This is a genomic window from Micromonospora sp. NPDC048842 (assembly GCF_040649935.1).
GTDB classification, from domain to species: Bacteria; Actinomycetota; Actinomycetes; order Mycobacteriales; family Micromonosporaceae; genus Micromonospora; species Micromonospora hortensis.
Genome location: NZ_JBEZGK010000041.1, coordinates 17121 through 34731, shown reverse-complemented (window position 1 = coordinate 34731; position 17611 = coordinate 17121). Strand labels below are relative to the sequence as shown.

13 protein-coding genes are annotated in these 17611 nt (G+C 71.3%); 12 read left to right on the top strand and 1 reads right to left on the bottom strand.

Features of this window, described 5'->3' with window-relative positions; translation table 11 throughout:
- The first annotated feature begins 243 nt into the window (after positions 1 to 243).
- Genes AB0C19_RS32540 through AB0C19_RS32530 form a run of 3 tightly spaced genes read left to right on the top strand, consistent with a single transcriptional unit; the run spans position 244 to position 2453 of the window.
- Complete coding sequence (locus AB0C19_RS32540; RefSeq protein ID WP_357191589.1) at positions 244 to 861, top strand: hypothetical protein; 618 nt, start codon at positions 244 to 246, stop codon at positions 859 to 861.
- A gap of 59 nt (positions 862 to 920) precedes the next feature.
- On the top strand, positions 921 to 1382 hold the full coding sequence (locus AB0C19_RS32535) for a MerR family transcriptional regulator (protein WP_357191587.1): 462 nt from the start codon (positions 921 to 923) through the stop codon (positions 1380 to 1382).
- A gap of 18 nt (positions 1383 to 1400) precedes the next feature.
- The gene (locus AB0C19_RS32530; RefSeq protein WP_357191584.1) at positions 1401 to 2453 is read left to right on the top strand and encodes an NAD-dependent epimerase/dehydratase family protein; all 1053 of its coding nucleotides are present in this window, start codon (positions 1401 to 1403) and stop codon (positions 2451 to 2453) included.
- 85 nt (positions 2454 to 2538) lie between these two features.
- Here the strand turns inward: AB0C19_RS32530 and AB0C19_RS32525 are convergent, their stop codons facing one another.
- Entirely contained in the window at positions 2539 to 5247 is a 2709-nt protein-coding gene (locus tag AB0C19_RS32525) for a glucosidase (RefSeq protein ID WP_357191582.1), read from the bottom strand.
- 42 nt (positions 5248 to 5289) lie between these two features.
- On the opposite strand from AB0C19_RS32525, the gene AB0C19_RS32520 reads away from it, so the two are divergent.
- From AB0C19_RS32520 to AB0C19_RS32480, 9 genes are all read left to right on the top strand, one after another.
- Positions 5290 to 7233, top strand: coding sequence for an amylo-alpha-1,6-glucosidase (locus AB0C19_RS32520; RefSeq protein ID WP_357191580.1), 1944 nt, complete (start codon positions 5290 to 5292; stop codon positions 7231 to 7233).
- A 136-nt stretch (positions 7234 to 7369) separates the two neighbouring features.
- Entirely contained in the window at positions 7370 to 8704 is a 1335-nt protein-coding gene (locus tag AB0C19_RS32515) for a glycosyltransferase family 4 protein (RefSeq protein WP_357191578.1), read from the top strand.
- Between the two features lie 85 nt (positions 8705 to 8789).
- Positions 8790 to 10403 (top strand): serine/threonine-protein kinase, encoded by a 1614-nt coding sequence (locus tag AB0C19_RS32510; protein ID WP_357191576.1) that lies wholly within the window; start codon positions 8790 to 8792, stop codon positions 10401 to 10403.
- Positions 10404 to 10522: 119 nt separating this feature from the next.
- Positions 10523 to 12148, top strand: a complete 1626-nt coding sequence (locus AB0C19_RS32505; RefSeq protein WP_357191574.1) for a serine/threonine-protein kinase — start codon at positions 10523 to 10525, stop codon at positions 12146 to 12148.
- Between the two features lie 103 nt (positions 12149 to 12251).
- On the top strand, positions 12252 to 13061 hold the full coding sequence (locus tag AB0C19_RS32500) for a metal-dependent hydrolase (protein WP_357191572.1): 810 nt from the start codon (positions 12252 to 12254) through the stop codon (positions 13059 to 13061).
- Complete coding sequence (locus AB0C19_RS32495) at positions 13058 to 13966, top strand: amidohydrolase family protein (protein WP_357191570.1); 909 nt, start codon at positions 13058 to 13060, stop codon at positions 13964 to 13966. The genes AB0C19_RS32500 and AB0C19_RS32495 overlap by 4 nt, the downstream gene beginning before the upstream one ends.
- A gap of 196 nt (positions 13967 to 14162) precedes the next feature.
- Positions 14163 to 15194: a LacI family DNA-binding transcriptional regulator gene (locus AB0C19_RS32490; RefSeq protein WP_357191597.1), complete on the top strand. Its 1032-nt coding sequence runs from the start codon at positions 14163 to 14165 to the stop codon at positions 15192 to 15194.
- Positions 15195 to 15269: 75 nt separating this feature from the next.
- Positions 15270 to 16574, top strand: coding sequence for an extracellular solute-binding protein (locus AB0C19_RS32485; protein ID WP_357191568.1), 1305 nt, complete (start codon positions 15270 to 15272; stop codon positions 16572 to 16574).
- Between the two features lie 67 nt (positions 16575 to 16641).
- Positions 16642 to 17610, top strand: a complete 969-nt coding sequence (locus AB0C19_RS32480; RefSeq protein WP_357191566.1) for a sugar ABC transporter permease — start codon at positions 16642 to 16644, stop codon at positions 17608 to 17610.
- The last annotated feature ends 1 nt before the right edge of the window (position 17611 follow it).

Here is a 17611-nt window from a genome sequence, read left to right as displayed (position 1 = left end):
CCCTACCAACCACGGCCCACAGATCAGGCACCCATCCCCGCTTGACGAAACCCATAGGGACACCCCCCCCCCCCCGCAGCCCCGACACCCCGTCGCCCAGGACCGCCTCGACGTTCGCCGTCAACTCCGGCCGGAAGGCGGTCAGCCGGGTCAACGCCGTCACCGTGCCCAACGGCGTCGCCAGGACGGCCTGGCTTCGCCACCACCGTCACGTCCGTCGACCAGGACACCGATCACGTACGCGTGGAGTTGAGCGACGGCACGCCCGGCGTGCCCGAGTCTTCCGCCACCACGTACATCGGCCCGGGGCGCACCGCGGCGATGGTCAACCTTGGCCCGAAGCGGTCGTCGGCCTTCTTCACCTATCGCAGCGCGCAGCCCGCCGCCGACCTGAGACGCGGGCCGGTCGACGCGCTGCGGGCCGCGCTCGGAGATCTGTCGGGTGGCGTACCCGCCGCGATCGACCATCTTGCGAAGGACCCGGCCCGCGCCTACTTCGACGCCGTCAGCCAGGTGGTCATGCCGCGCTGGAGCACCGGCCGCGTCGTCCTGCTCGGAGATGCTGCGTGGTGCGTGACGCTCTTCGCCGGACACGGCGCGGCCCTCGCCCTGGCCGGCGCCGACCACCTCGGCGCCGCCCTGCGACGGCACGCCGACGACCTCCCGGCAGCACTCGCCGAATGGGAGGCCGGACTACGTCCGGAGGTCGGCAAACGACAGGCACTCGCCCGCCGGGGAATGGCCCAGTACGCGCCACCCAGCCGATTCCACGTCTGGATGGGCGACCTGAACATCCGGGCGATCACAGTGCCCGGCATCAGCGGCCTCGTCCGACGAGGTATCGAACGGGCGAACCGCTGAGTGGTGCTCCGCGCCACATCCCTTGACTTGAAGCGCTTGAAGTTGGGGACGCTTCACCCATGGCAGCGACGGAGGAAGGCCGTAAGCAGGCCGAAGGGCCTCTGACCATCCAGGAGATGGCCCAGCGGTCGGGCTTCAGCGAGCCGACGCTGCGCTACTACGAGAAGGCCGGCCTGCTCGGCGCGGTCCCCCGCGACGACAGCAGCGGCCACCGCCGATACGACAATCCGCTCGCCGAGCGGGTCGACGCCCTGGCCTGCCTACGGTCCGCCGGGATGAGCGTCGCGGACATGCGCCGGTACCTGACGCTGCTCGACGAGGGCGACCAGGCGGCCGCCGCCGAACAGCGCGACCTCTTCGCCCGGCACGCCGACCGGCTGTCCACGGAGATTGAGCGCCTACGGGTACGCCAGGCGTACCTGCGCGCCAAGGCGGACATGTGGGATGCCCGACACCGAAACGACACCGCTGCGGAGACCCGCGCGCTCACACACGTCAAGCGCGCTCTTGAGGAATTCTGAGCAACGATGGGACACACCATGCCAAACGACCTACAGCTTCGCTCCACCGACGATGCCCTGGTGCTGGTGACCGGTGCGACCGGCCACCTCGGCGGGCATTCCGTCGCCCGACTGCTCGACGAGGGCTACCGGGTACGGGTCACCGTCCGCGAGCCGGGCCAGGGCGACGAGGTGCTCGGCCGGCTCCGGCAGTCGGGCGTGAACCCGGACGGCCGGGTCGAAGTCCGCACCGCGGCCCTCTCCGCCGACGAGGGCTGGGCCGAGGCGGTCGCCGGGGCACGGTACGTGCTGCACCACGCGTCGCCGTTCCCGTTCACCCCGCCCGCTGACGACGACGAGGTGGTCCGGCCGGCCCGCGACGGAGCGCTGCGCGTCGTGCGGGCCGCCCGCGAGGCCGGCGTACGGCGGGTGGTGCTGACCTCGTCGTACGCGGCGGTGGGTTACACCGTCAAGCCCGACGGCCACTACAACGAGGCGGACTGGACGAACGTCGACGACGACATCCCGGCGTACCACCGCTCGAAGACGCTCGCCGAACGTGCGGCCTGGGACGACGTCCGAAACAACGGTGGGGTCGAGCTGAGCGTCGTCAACCCGACCGGCATCTTCGGGCCACTCCTGGGGACGCGGGTGTCCGCGACCATCAACCTGGTGCAGGCGTTCCTCCAGGGGGCGACGCCGGTCGTACCCCGGATGTACTTCGGGGTGGTCGACGTCCGGGACGTGGTCGACCTGCACCTACGCGCGATGCTGCACCCGGACGCCGCCGGTGAGCGGTTCATCGGGGTCAGTGGCCAGTCGATCAGCTTCCTCGACATGGCGAAGATGCTCGCGCGGCACCTGCCGAGCCTTGCCGACCGGGTTCCGGCCCGAGAGTTGAACAACGAGGAGGTCCGGGAGGGCGCGAAGACCGAGCCTGCGCTGCGTGAGGCCGCCGTCCTCGGTGGTCAGGTCCCGGTGATCAGCAACGACAAGGCCCGCACCGTCCTCGGCTGGCGGCCCCGCCCGGTGGAGACGACCATCACCGACACCGCGGACAGCCTCATCAAGCTCGGCGTAGTCAGCGCCTGACCGCCCTGCCCGCCCTGCCCGCCGCCCGCAGCCCGCCGCCCGGACTCGGGCGCACCCGCAAGCGGGGGGCGAGGGCGGGCGGGAGTCAGCGGCGGAGGGTGAGGATCAGGTCGGCCACCAGGGCGGTCCAGCCGGTCTGGTGCCAGGCGCCCAGGCCGGCCCCGTTGTCGCCGTGGAAGTACTCGGGGAAGGCGATCAGGTCGCGCCAGTCCGGGTGGGTCTGGAACATCTGAGCGGCACCGTAGATCGGCCGTCGACCCCAGTCGTCCTGGGTGAAGAGCGAGATCAGCCGGGCGGAGAGGTCGTCGGCGATCTCGTCCAGGGTGTGCTTCACCCCGGAGCGGGTCGGGTACTCCACCTGGAGGTCGTCGCCGAAGAACGCCGCGTAGTCGCGCAACGCGCTGATCAGCAGGAAGTTCGTCGGCATCCAGATCGGACCGCGCCAGTTCGAGTTGCCGCCGAACAGTCCGCTGGTCGACTCGGCCGGCTCGTAGCCGACGGAGAACTCCTGCCCGCCGAGGGTGACCGAGAACGGCTTGTCCAGGTGGGCGCGGGACAGCGTACGGAGGCCGAAGTCGGAGAGGAACTCGTCCGGGTCGAGCATCCGGGCCAGCAGGCGGACCACCTGCTCCGGGCCGACCATGGACAGCAGTCGCTGCTGCCGGCCGTCGGGGCCCAGTCGGCGGGTGCCGATCACCTGGGCGTACTCCGGGCGGTTGGTGAGGAACCAGCGCAGCCGGGCGCCCAACTCCGGTAGGTGGTGCAGGGTCCGGGCGGTGAGCCGGGTGGTGGCGGCCAACGGCAGCAGCCCGACGACGGAGCGGACCTTCAGCGGCACCTTCGTGCCGTCGGCGAGGCGCAGCACGTCGTAGAAGAAGGCGTCCTCCTCGTCCCACAACCCCTGCTCGTACGCGGCGGCGGCGATGTAGGCGAAGTGCTCGAAGAACTTGGTGGCGGTGTCCACCCAGGTCCGGTCGTGTTCGGCGAGCACGATCGCCATGTCCAGCAGGTTGAGCGCGTACATGCCCATCCAGCCGGTGCCGTCGGACTGCTCCAGCACCCCGGCGACCGGCAGCGCCGCCGAGCGGTCGAACGGCCCGACGTTGTCCAGCCCGAGGAAGCCGCCCTCGAAGACGTTGTTGCCGCCGGTGTCCTTGCGGTTGACCCACCAGGTGAAGTTGAGCAGCAGCTTGTGCATCACCCGGGCCAGGAACTCGTAGTCCCGGCCGCCGTCGATCTCGAACACCTTCAGCGCTGCCCACGCGTGCACCGGCGGGTTCACGTCGCCGAAAGCCCACTCGTACGCCGGGATCTGCCCGTTGGGGTGCAGGTACCACTCGCGGAGCAGGAGCAGGATCTGCTCCTTGGCGAAGCCCGGGTCGACCCGGGCGATGCTCACGCAGTGGAAGGCCAGGTCCCAGGCCGCGTACCAGGGGTATTCCCACGGGTCGGGCATGGAGATGACGTCGAAGCTGGTCATGTGCCACCAGGCGCTGTTGCGCCCGTGCCGGCGCCCGGCCGGCGGCGGGGTCGAGCCCGGGTCGCCTTCGAGCCAGCGTTTGACGTCGAAGTGGTAGAACTGCTTGCCCCACATCAGCCCGGCGATGGCCTGCCGGGCGACCAGCGCCTCGTCGGGTGTGGCGGCCGGCGGGATCACGCCGGCGAAGAACCGGTTCGCCTCGGCCCGCCGCGCCCACACCACAGCCTCGAAGCCGTCGCTGAGGTCGGCCGGGGGCGGCGGCGCGGCGGCCGGCGGCGACGCGGTACGGGTCAGCCGCAGCCGGATCTGGCGCTGCCCGCCGGCCGGCACGTCGAGCACGTAGTGCAGCGCGCCCTTGGTGCCCTCCCGGGCCGGGTTGACGGTGGCCGCGCCGTTGACGACGTGGTCGTTGATGCCGTCCTTCGGGTACGGGGAGCGGCCGGGCAGGCCCCAGAGCCGTTCGGCGTTGGTGTCGTTGTCGCAGAGCAGCGGAACCGGGCCGCCGTCGCCCTCCAGCAGCAGTTGGCCGAACACCCGGTGCTCGCCCACGAGCCGGGTGCCCTGGCCGGTCAACCGCGGGATCCGGTCACCGCCGGGCAGGCCCCAGGACCAGGTGTTACGGAACCACAGGGTGGGCAGGACGTGCAGGGTGGCCGCCTCGTCGCCCCGGTTGGCGACGGTCACCACCATGCAGAGGTCGGTCGGGGACGCCTTGGCGTAGTCGACTGTCACCGCCCAGTACCGGTCATCGTCGAAGATCCCGGTGTCCACCAGCTCGTACTCGGTGTCGTCGCGGCCGCGCAACGCGTTCACCGCGACGAGTTCGTCGTACGGGAAGGCTGCCTGCGGGTAGTGGTAGCGCCAGCGCATCCAGGAGTGGGTGGGCGTGGAGTCCTCGTACCACCAGTACTCCTTGACGTCCTCCCCGTGGTTGCCGCCGTCGCCGCCGAGGCCGAACATCCGCTCCTTGAGGATCGGGTCCTTGCCGTTCCAGAGGGCCAGGGCGAACGCGAAGGTCTGTCGTTCGTCGCAGACGCCGGCCATCCCGTCTTCATTCCACCGGTAGGCTCTGGACCGCGCGTGGTCATGCGGGAAGTAGTCCCAGGCCGTACCGTGCTCGCTGTAGTCCTCCCGTACCGTCCCCCACGCCCGTTCGGACAGATAGGGACCCCATGCACGCCAGTCCTGCTCCCCCGAGTCGGCCTGGGCGAGCCGGAGCCGCTCAGCGTCGGGTGGCGAGGCGTCGGAGGACGATCGGTCAGTGATCACGTGCACATCTTTGACGTCGCCGCGGTACTTGACCACAGCGGCCATTCTCGTCGTGGCGTGTTACACCCCGCCGCCGGTGGAGGAAAGTTGATCGACATTCACTTCGGCCCGCAGATCTGCGGCGACCTGACCAGCGCGACCAGCCGGGAGTGGCTGGTCCCCGACGGCCTCGGCGGCTACGCGATGGGCACTGTCGGCGGGCTGCGGACACGTCGCTACCACGGCCTGTTGGTGGTTCCCGGCGAAACGCCGGCATCCCGCCAAGTGGGACTGGTCAGTCTCGACCCGGCGGTCACACTGCCGTCCGGCGCGCGGGTGCGCCTCGGCGCGCACGAGTGGGCCTCCGGCGACGTGGACCCGCGCGGCTTCGAGCTGTTGGAGCGCTTCGACCTGGTCGACGGGCTACCCCGGTGGCGGTGGCGGATCGGCGCGGTGGTGATCGAACGGGAGCTGGCCATGCTGCCCGGCCGCTCCTGCGTCGCTGTGGTGCACCGGCTGGTCGCCGGTGGTCCGGTCCGGCTGGAGCTGTCGGCCGCCTGCACCTGGCGGGACGCGCACGGCGAACGGCGGGCCGACGGCCCGATCCCGCAGGTGGAGGCGGTGGCCGACGGCGCTGTGGTCGAGGGCGCGTACCGGCTCGCGGGCCCGGGCTGGGCGCCCGAGGGGCAGTGGTGGCTGGGCGTGCACCACCGCGAGGAGGCCAACCGGGGCCTCAACGCGGACGAGGACCTCTGGTACGCGGGCCGCTTCTCCGGTGAGCTGGAACGCCCCGGCGACACGGTGTCGGTGCGGGCCTGGGCGGGTCGACTCGATGAGGAGCCGCCGCCGGCGGAGGAGATCGTGGCGACCGCGAGGCGCCGCAACCGGCGGGTGGTGGCGACGGCGAAGCCGGCCGACGACGTGGACGCCACACTGGCGCTGGCCGCCGACGCCTTCGTGGTGCGCACCGACCAGGCGGCGGTGGACGTGGTGGCCGGCTACCCGTGGTTCGGGGCGTGGTCGCGGGACACGATGATCTCGTACGAGGGGTTGTTCCTCTGCACGGGTCGCGCCGACGAGGGTCGGGAGCTGCTGCGGGCGTACGCGGCGACGCTGTCCGAGGGGATGCTCGCCAACACTGCCGACACCGGTCGGGTCGAGTACAACACCGTCGACGGCACGCTGTGGTTCCTGCACGCGGTGAGCCGGCACGTCACAGTCACCGGCGACACCGACCTCGGCGAGGAGCTGCTGCCGGCGCTGCGCGCGGTGATCGACGCCCACACCGCCGGCACCAGGTACGGGATCCGGGTGGACCCGGCCGACGGGCTGCTCACCCAGGGCGCCGCCGGCACCGCGCTGACCTGGATGGACGCCCGGGTGTACGGGGTGCCGGTCACCCCGCGGACCGGCAAGCCGGTCGAGGTAAACGCGCTGTGGATCAACGGGCTGGCCGGGCTCGCGGAGCTGGCCGAGCTGGCTGGGCAGGACGCCGACGAGCTGTGGCGACACCACCGGCAGGCCACCGCCTCGTTCCGGGAGCGGTTCCCGGCCCCGACCGGCTGGTTGCACGACGTGCTGGACGCGCCCGCGCCGGCGTACCCGTTGGGTGGCGCCGCCCTGCACGACGACGACGCGTTGCGCCCCAACCAGCTGCTGGCCTGGTCGCTGCCGTACGCGCCGTTGGAGCCGGACGAGGCGACGCTACGGCGGGTCGGGGGCGGGCTGCTCACTCCGCTCGGGCCGCGCAGTCTGGCCCCGGATTCGGCGGAGTTCGTGGGCCGGCACCGGGGCGGGCCGGCCGACCGGGACGGGGGCTACCACCAGGGCACGGTCTGGCCGTGGTTGCTCGGCCCGTACGTCGACGCCGCGCGCCGGGGGAAGATGTCCGTCGATGACGTATTCGTCGGCATTGAGGCTCATTTGATGGAATATGGGTTAGGCTCGGTGAGCGAGACGGCCGATGGCCTCGCGCCGCACACCGCTACCGGGTGCCCGTTCCAGGCATGGTCGGTGGCCGAGCTGCTGCGGGTGCGGCGAAAGAGCCAGTAGCGCTTTACACGACCGCAACGGTGGTGTCGCCGCTGGTTATCGCGACCCCGGCAGGATTGGCCTCGATCCAGACGCGACGGCGACATCGATTCGGTGTCGGTCGGCGCGCGCCCGGGGACAACTCAAAGGGGGCCGCATGTCACTCGATGCCCACGTGATCGACATCAACCCCGCCCGACAGCTGCGGGTGCTGATGCTCTCCTGGGAGTACCCGCCGGTGCTCGTCGGCGGTCTCGGTCGACACGTGCACGCCCTCTCCGTCGCCCTCGCCGCCGCCGGCCACGAGGTCACAGTCGTCACCCGCCACTCCGACGGCGCACCCCTTGAGGAGTACGCCGACGGCGTACGCATCCTGCGCGCCCCCGAGGACCCGGTCACCTTCCCCCTCGCCACCGACTCGCTGCTGGCCTGGACGATGGCCTTCAACCACACCCTCACCCGCACCGCCCTGCGCGCCACCCAGGCCGGCTCGTACGACGTCATCCACGCCCACGACTGGCTCGTCGCCCACACGGCCGTCACCCTCGCCGAGCACCTGGACCTGCCCCTGGTCACCACAATGCACGCCACCGAGGCCGGTCGGCACCAGGGCTGGCTGCCGGAGGAGATGAACCGCACCATCCACGGCGTCGAGCACTGGCTCAGCAGCTCGTCCATTCGGGTGATCACCTGCTCCGGGTACATGCGCGACCAGGTGACCGCGCTGTTCGAGGTACCGGCCGCCCAGGTCGACGTGGTGCCCAACGGGGTCGACGACAGGGCCTGGCGGGCCCGCCCCCGAGCTGTCGCGTCGGCCCGGGCACGGTTCGCCGGGGACGGCCCGCTGGTCGGGTACGCCGGGCGGCTGGTCTACGAGAAGGGCGTCCAGCACTTGGTACACGCCGTACCCCGGCTGCGCGAACGACACCCGGGGCTGCGCGTGGTGATCGCCGGCGACGGCCCGTACCGCACCGAGTTGGAGGCGGAGGCCCGGCGGCTGGCGATCAGCTCGACCGTCCGGTTCACCGGGTTCCTCGACTCCACCCAACTACCGGCGATGCTCGGCGCCACCGACGCGACAGTGGTGCCCAGCCTCTACGAGCCGTTCGGCATGGTGGCGCTGGAGGCGGCAGCGGCCGGAGCGCCGCTGGCCGTGGCCCGTACCGGCGGCCTCGCCGAGATCGTCGAACCCGGCGTGACCGGGGTGACGTTCCCGCACAGCGACCCGGACGCGCTCGCCGGCGCGGTCGGCCAACTGCTCGGCGACGAGGTCTTCGCCCGGCGGCTGGCCCGGCGGGCCCGCACGATGGTCGGCGAGCGGTACGGCTGGGCCACCATCGCGGCCCGCACCGCCGCCAGCTACGCCACCGCTCGTCGCGAGCACGGCCCCGTGCAGGCCCGACGCGCCGCCGCCCGCCTGAGCGGCGGGCGGACCCGGATCGCCATCCCGGAAGGGAACCTGCTCGCCGGCGCCGACCACGCCGCCTGCTGACGCCGAGTCGGACGACCGATAGGTGACTTCCGATCCGCTGGTTAGGGTGTAGCCCGGACAAGCGGCTGAGGAGGAGCGTGCACAGGTGCTGATCGCCGGTCGGTACCGACTGCTCGATCTGGTGGGTCGCGGGGGCATGGGTCGGGTGTGGCGCGCCCGCGACGAGATGCTGCACCGCGAGGTAGCGGTCAAGGAGATCGTTCCACCGAGTTGGTTGGCCGACGCTGAACGGGCCGAGGTGCGCTCACGCACGATGCGGGAGGCCCGCGCCGCGGCCCGACTCAACCACCCCGCCGTGGTCCGGCTCTACGACGTCGTCGCGGTCGAGGGCAGCCCATGGATCGTCATGGAGTACGTCCCGTCCCGCACATTGCAGGACGTCGTGGACGCCGAGGGGCCGCTGGAGCCGGCCCGAGCGGCCCGGATCGGGCTGGCAGTGCTCGACGCGCTCCAGGCCGCGCACACCGCCGGGGTGCTGCACCGCGACATCAAACCGCAGAACGTGCTCGTGGCGCACGACGGGCGGGTGATGCTCACCGACTTCGGGCTGGCCACCTTCGACGGCGGCGACGGCGCGATGACCCGCCCCGGCATGGTCTTCGGCTCCCCGCAGTACGTGGCCCCCGAACGCGCCGCCGAGGGGGTGTCCACAGTGGCCGCTGATCTGTGGTCGCTCGGGGCGACCCTGCACGCCGCCGTCGAGGGGCAGTCCCCGTACGCCCGCAGCACCGCGATGGCCACGCTCAGCGCGCTGGCCGCCGGCCCGCCGGACCCCGCCCCGCACGCCGGGGCGCTCGCGCCGGTGCTGGACGGGTTGCTGCGCCGCGACCCGGGCGAGCGCCTCGACCACGAGACGGCCCGTCGGTTGCTCAGGACGGCAGCGGACGACCCCGACGACCAGGACGCCACCGTTCCGCTGCCCGACCCGGCCGCCCGGGCCGCAGCCGGTGGCGCCTCCCCCACGCCGGCCCCGGATCCGGCGGCCGCCGGGCGCACCGCGCGTCGGGTGGCGGTGGTCGCCGTGGCGCTGCTGGTGGCCGTCGTGGCCGGCGTCGGCACCGCGCTGACCCTGACCGGCGACAGGCCCAGCGACCCCACCGGCTGGTCCACCCCGCCGCCGAACCGCCCGCCCAACGGAGGGCCGTTCGGCCCCGGCCCGCCCCCCGGTCCGCCGCCGAATGGGCGGAACGTCCCCCCGCCCCCGTTCGCCTGTGTCCGCCCCGACGTCGGCGGTACACCGGTGCAGGCCGGCACGCCGACAGCGGGCGAAGAACTCCGGCCGCCGCCCGGCTGGGTCTGGCACGCCGACACCACCGGTTTCCGGGTCTCCGTACCGGCGACGTGGCTGACCTCCCGCGACGGCACTGTGGCGTGCTTCCAGGACCCGGCGACCGGCCGGGCCTTCAGCGTCGCCGAAGGCGGCGCCGCCGATCCCCTGGAACTCCTGCGGACCGCCCGCGACGCGGCGGCCGGGAAAGGCTCCCTGCCGGGGTACGACGAGATCCGACTCACCGCGGGCGACAGCGGAGCCGAGTGGGAGCTCCGCTGGCAGACGCCGCACGGCCCGTGGCTGCACGCCCGACAACACGTCCTCGGCGCCGACCGCTGGACGCTGGGTTGGATCACCCGGGACGAGGACTGGGCCGGGGCCGCCGCCGACTGGGAACTGGTGCGAAAGAGTTTCCGACCACCCCGCTGACCTGCACCGTATGGCCATGATCGGGACCACCGTCCGTCGTGGATCGAGGCCGCTCAGTGGATGAGAAAGCCGGCATTGGTGGCTATCGTGGATCCCGGGGTGACCGAGGGGGAGCGACCGTGCATCAGTTGCTGATCGCGGGTCGGTACCGGCTGCTCGACCTGGTCGGCACCGGCGGAATGGGCCGGGTGTGGCTTGCTCGCGACGAGATGTTGCATCGCGACGTAGCGGTGAAGGAGGTAGTGCCGCCGTCCTGGCTGGCCGAGACCGAGCGTGAGGAGTTGCGGCTACGAACCCTGCGTGAGGCACGCACCGCCGCCCGGCTCAACCATCCCAACGTGGTCCGCCTCTACGACGTGGTCCACGACCGGGAGAGCCCCTGGATCGTGATGGAGTACGTGCCGTCGCGGTCGGTGCAGCAGATCATCAGCGCCGAGGGGCCGTTGAGCCCGCAACGCACCGCCCGGATCGGGCTGGCGGTGCTCGCCGCGTTGCGGGCCGCGCACGCCGCCGGGGTGCTGCACCGCGACGTGAAGCCGCACAACGTGCTGGTGGCCGACGACGGGCGGGTGGTGCTCACCGACTTCGGCCTCGCCACCTTCGACGGCGGTGAGGGTGTGATGACCGGGCCCGGCACGGTGCTCGGCTCGCCGCAGTTCGTCGCGCCCGAACGAGCCCGCGAAGGGGTGTCCGACGCCCGCACCGACATGTGGTCGTTGGGCGCGACGCTCTACGCGACGGTCGAGGGGCAGTCACCGTACGCACGGTCTAGCGCGATGGCGACGCTCAGCGCGTTGGCCACCGAACCACCGGACCCGATGCGTCGAGCCGGCCCGTTGCGTCCCGCCATCCTCGGCCTGTTGCAGCGCGACCCCTGGCGGCGGTTGACCGCCGCCGAGGCGGAGCCGCTGTTGCGCAGCGCCGCGGCGAACGACGACGAGCCCGCCGGGTCGGTCCGCTCCTCAGCGGTCGCGGCGATCCGCAGCGCCGGACGGGCCATCGCGCCGCACCCGGTCGAACCGGTGGCCCCGTCTGGCGAGCCCGCCATGCCGACCCCGAACAAGCGGCGCCCACCTGGCCGGCGACGGCGCCTGATCGCCCTGGGTGGCGCGGCCGCCGCTGTGCTCGTCGCTGGAGGCGTCACGCTTGCGCTGGTCAACCAACACGATGACCGGACCACACCGTCCGGCTCCGGCGGTGGCGCGCCGACCTCCCGGCCGGCGGCGTTCGCCTGCACGTCGTCCCCGCCACCGTCGGCGACCCCGGTGGTGGCGGTGTCACCGCCACCCGACGTGAAGTACGGGCTGCGTGAGGGCTGGACCTGGTACGACGACCCGACCGGGTTCCGGATCGCCGCGCCGGTCGGGTGGGCGCGCTGGACCGAGGGCTCGGTGACCTGCTTCCGGAAATCCGGCGGGTCCCGGGTGCTCAGCGTCGAGGCGGGGCCGGTCCGCCCGGATCCGGTGGCGCACTGGAAGGCCGAGGAGGCTCGGCTGACGGCGAGTGCCGCGCTGCCGGACTATCGCAAGCTGGACATCTCCGCGATGGACATCTTCGCGGGTGGCGCGGTGTGGGAGTGCGGCTGGCAGAACGCCGTCGGCGTTCCGGTGCACAGCTTCCGGCTGTTGGCCAACACCTCGGCCGATCGCTCCTACACCGTCTCGTGGTTGACAGAAGAGTTCGACTGGCAGGTCAACGCGGCATACTTGCCGATGATCCGGCAGAGCTTCACCCCCACCCTGTGACACGGTCCGATGTGGACCTTCCGGGTGATGCCCCTGCGGCGCCGACGCTGACTACAGTGGCGTAGTTTTGGGCGCTCAAGATCCCTGGGGAGGGTGAGCCGAGATGATGGGACCGCAACACGCGCTGTCCGGCGCGGCGGTGTGGCTGGCTGGCTCCTGGGCACTGGAGCAGTTCGCCGACTACCACCAGTCGCCGCTCGCGTTGGCGGTGGGCACCGCTGTGTGCGCCGGTGGCGCGCTCTTTCCCGACCTCGACATGTCGGGCAAGGTGACCAAGAACCAGGGTGGGGCCACCGTTGCCCGTACCTTCGGAGTCTTCTCGCTCTTCGCGGCCGAGGTGATGGAGAAGATCTCTCTCGGGGTCTACTACGCCACCAAGCTCAGCAGGGACCCGCGCCGCAGCAACGGGCACCGGACGCTGACCCACACGCTGCCGTTCACAGTGCTGGTCGGCTGGGGCACCACGGCGCTCTGCGCCGCGTACGGCAAGTGGGCGGTCATCACCATCCTGTTCTTCATGTTCGGCCTGGCGCTGCGCGGGCTGTTCGACGAGTGGGCCGAGCGGGCCGGGTGGGTGATCATCACTCTCGCGTCGGCCGGGGCGGCCTGGTTCACCTTCGCCCACCTGCCGGGCGGACGCGGCTATCCGCTGATCGGCACCGCGCTGGGCGTGGGCTGCTTCGTGCACATCCTCGGCGACATGATCACCAGAGCCGGCGTGCCGATCCTCTGGCCGATCCCCATCAAACGGCGAATGTGGATGATGATCGGCCTGCCGAACAGCATCGCCCTGCGCGTCGGCAGCAAGGCCGAAGTGGTCGGGATGCGCATCGCACTGACCGTCGTCTCCGCGCTCGCCACCGTCGGCCTGATCGCGCCCTCGGTGCTGAGCCGCTTCGACATCGACATATGACCGATCCGGCGTCGGCGATCCCGCCGACCGAGGACGAACGCGTACCGGAGTTCTGCCGCGCCCTGGGGTTGCCCGGCCTCGCCGACGTGCACGTTCACTTCCTGCCGCCGCGCCTGCTGCGTCGGGTGTGGGCCTACTTCGACGCCGCCGGGCCGCTGGTCGGCACCGAATGGCCGATCCGCTACCGGTGGAGCGACGCCGACCGGGTAGCGCACCTGCGCCGACTCGGGGTGCTGGCGTTCAGTGCCCTGGCGTACGCGCACCGACCGGGCATGGCGGCGGAACTCAACCGCTGGACGCTGGACTTCGCCCGCGACACCCCCGGGTGCCTGGCCTCGGCCACGTTCTACCCGGAGCCGGACGCTCCCGGGTACGTCGAGGCGGCCCTCGCCGAAGGTGCCCGGGTGTTCAAGTTGCACCTCCAGGTCGGCGGCTTCGCGCCCACCGATCCGGCGCTGGACCCGGTGTGGGGGATGCTGTCCGACGCGGATGTGCCGGTGGTGGTGCACGCCGGGCACGCCCCGGTGGGGACCACCAACACCGGCCCGGAACCGTTCGCCGCCCTGCTCGCCCGCCACCCTCGGCTGACCGCCGTGGTGGCGCACATGGGCGCCCCGGACTACCGGGCCTTCCTGGACCTCGCCGAGACGTACGAGCGGGTCCGGCTGGACACCACAATGGCCTTCACGCCCTTCTTCGACCAGTTCGTCCCCTTTCCGGCCGAGGAGTTGCCCCGGTTGCGCGAGTTGGGGTTGGCCGGCAAGGTGCTGCTGGGCAGCGACTTCCCGAACATCCCGTACCCGTACGCCGACCAGGTGACCGGGCTGGCCCGGCTGGACCTGGGCGACGACTGGCTACGCGCGGTCTGCTGGAGAAACGCCGCCATCCTCTTCAACCTGCCCTGACCCACGCCCCGCCCCAAGGCGCCGGGCACTCCCCCGCGCCCCGCGCCCCGCGCGCCCCCTGAATTGTTTTCGACATCGGCTATTGACGTCGCCGTAACAGGTGGCCTAGCGTCCTGTCGAACCGCTTCGTCGAAACGCTTCGACGAAGTTCGGGAGCGGTCCCACCCCAGGCCGGAGGAGGTGCGCGGTGGCCACCATGCACGACGTCGCCCGCCTCGCGCAGGTCTCGGTCAGCACGGTCTCGTACGTGCTCACCGGCACCCGGCCGATCTCGCAGGCCACCCGCAACAAGGTGCTCGCCGCGATGGCACAGCTCGACTACCAGCCCAACGCGATGGCCCGTGGGCTGGCCAGCCGGCGCAGCCGAATCCTCGGCCTGCTGATGCCGATGGACGAACGCGGCCTCGGCGCCACCGAGACCGCCTTCGTCACCGGTGCCGCCGCCGCGGCCAGCGTCGCCGGCTACCACCTGGTGCTCTCGCCTGTCGGCGGCGGCGACCTCGACGACCTGCGTCGGCTGGCCAGTCAGCGGATGCTCGACGGGGTCGTGCTGATGGAGGTCCAGCTGGCCGACGAGCGGGTCACAGTGCTCCAGGAGACGGGGGTGCCGCTGGTGCTGATCGGCCGCACCGGCGACACCAGCACGCTCTCCTACGTCGACATCGACTTCGACCAGACCGTCCGGGAGGCCGTCGCGCACCTGGTCGGCCTCGGGCACCGGCGGATCGTCTACGTCAACCACTCGGCCGCCACGCTGGCCAGCGGTTACGGGCCCGCGTTGCGTACCCGGGACGCCTTCACCGCGGCGATGACCGGGCACGGCCTGGAGCCGGTGATGATCGCGGCCGAGGACAGCGCCGCCGGCGGGCGGGCCGCCCTGGCCGCCGCGTTCGCGCAGGCCCCGGAGCTGACCGCGGTGCTGGCCATGAACGAGACGGCGATCTTCGGCATCCTCGGCGAGCTGACCGGCCGTGGGTTGTCAGTGCCCGACGACGTCTCCGTCGTCTCGATGGTCACCTCGCCGCAGGTCGCCGAACTGGCCACCCCGGCGCTGACCGCCATGACGTCACCCGGTTCGGCGCTCGGCCGGATCGCGATCGAGGCGCTGACGCGCCACCTGGACGGCCCCGCCGACCTTCGTCACCAGCAACTGCTGCCGTGCACGTTGGAGATCCGGGGGTCGACCGCCGCGCCTCGAAGCCGCCAGCCAATGGGGGCCGATCAGTAAATGGCCCGCCGCCGCGCTGCAACGCGACGGCGGGCCCCGTGAAGTACCGGCTAGTACTCAACGAGGAGGATGCTAATGCAGCGATTCCGTCGGCTCGTCGCCGCGATCGCCCTGGCGGCGACAGCGACGACCACCGTGGCCGCCTGCGGCAGTGGTGACAGCGGGGACAACAGCGACGCCAAGGTTCTCAAGCTCTGGCACTACGAGAGCGAGAACAGCGCCATGGGCGTCGGCTGGAACCGGGCCATCGAGATCTTCAAGTCCGAGCACCCGGGCGTCGAGGTGCGCTTCGAGCGCAAGGCGTTCGAGCAGATCCAGCAGAACGCGGGCATGATCATCAACTCGTCCGAGGGCCCGGACATCATGGAGTACAACAAGGGCAACGCGACCGCCGGGCTGCTCTCCTCGCAGGGCCTGCTGGCCGACCTGAGCAGCGAGGCCGACAAGCGCGGCTGGGCCGGCAAGCTCAGCCCCAGCCTGCAGACCACCGCCCGGTACAGCGACAAGGGCGTGATGGGCTCCGGCAAGTGGTTCGGTGTGCCGAACTACGGCGAGTACGTCACCGTCTACTACAACAAGGACCTGTTCCAGAGCAACGGCGTCAAGGTCCCGACCACTATGGCCGAGATGACCGCCGCGATGGACACCTTCGTCGGCAAGGGCATCACCCCGCTGGGCATGGCCGGCGCCGAGTACCCGGCCGGGCAGCTCTTCTACCAGCTCGCCCTCTCCAAGGGCGACAGGCAGTTCGTCGACAACTACCAGCTCTACAAGAACCCTGTCGACTTCAAGGCCGACCCGCTCAAGTACGGCGCTGACACCTTCGCCCAGTGGGTGCAGAAGGGCTACGTGGCGAAGAACTCGGCAAGCCTCAAGGCCGAGGACATGGGCACCGCCTTCATCGGCGGCAAGGTTCCGATGATCGTCTCGGGTAGCTGGTGGTACGGCCGGTTCAAGACCGAGATGAAGGCCAACTGGGACACCTTCCTCTTCCCCGGCAACACCCTTCAGGCCGGCTCCTCCGGCAACCTCTGGGTGGTTCCGGAGAACAGCAAGGCCAAGAGCCTGGCGTACGACTTCATCGACATCACCCTGCGTCCGGAGATCCAGGATCTGATCGGCAACAACGGTGGTGTTCCGGTCGCCGCCGACGCGTCGAAGATCAGCGACCCGAAGGACCGCAAGCTGATCGAGGACTTCAACACGGTCAGCAAGTCCGACGGGCTGGCCTTCTACCCGGACTGGCCGGTCCCCGGCTACTACGACGTGCTGGTCTCCGGCTTCCAGGGTCTGATCAACGGCTCGAAGTCGCCCGACCAGGTTCTCGACACGATCGCCAAGCCGTACGCCGATGGCGTCAAGGAGATCACCGGCAAGTGACACGGCGAGCGGCGGGCGCGACCGGCACGACCGGCGCGCCCGCCCGCCCCGCCGGGAAGGATCCTCCATGGCAGTCTCCGAGACGGTCGCCGCCACACCGCCGGCCGCGACCCCCACCCCGCCCGCGCCCAGCCGCAGACGCCGCGGCCGCAACGCGGCGTACTGGCTCTACCTGCTCCCCGGAGCTGTGCTCTTTCTCCTGGTCATCGGCGCGCCGCTGGTCGGCACCCTCTATCTGTCGCTGACCAAGTGGTCCGGCATCGGCGACCCCCGGTGGGTCGGCCTGGACAACTACCAGCAGTTGCTGCAGGACGACGTGTTCTGGGCGTCGTTCCGCAACACCGTCTGGATGCTCGTCGCGATGGTGGTGGTGCCCACGGTGCTCGGGCTGCTGCTCGCCGCTGTGCTCTTCGACGTCATCGGCCGCCGGTTCAAGCCCCGCACCGCCGCCGCGCTGCGGGCGGCGTTCTACCTCCCGCAGGTGCTGCCCGTCGTGGTGGCCGGCATCGTCTGGGGCTGGATCCTGCGCCCCGACGGGGCGTTCAACAGCCTCCTCGACGCGGTCGGTCTCGGCGCGTTACGCCACGACTGGCTCGGCGACCCGGGCACCGCCCTGCCGGCCGTGATGGCAGTGATGATCTGGGTGCAGATCGGCTATCCGGTGGTCGTCTTCATGGCGGCGTTGCAGCGCGTCGACCCCGAGCTGTACGAGGCGGCCGAGGTCGACGGCGCGAACTGGCTGCACCGGTTCCGGGCGATCACCCTTCCGCAGATCCGGCCGGAGACCTTCGTGGTGGCCTTGACCTGCACGATCGCCGCGTTGAAGGTGTTCGGGCCGATCTTCGCCCTGACCCGGGGCGGCCCGGACAATGCCACGAACGTGCCCTCGTACTTCGCCTACTACACGTTCTTCAAGAAGCTGCAGGTCGGCTACGGCTCCGCGATCTCGATGGTGCTGACACTGATCATCGTGGTGGTGGCCGGGGTCTTCATCTGGATGCAGGCCCGCAGCGAGCGCCGGGACCGGGGGTTCTGAC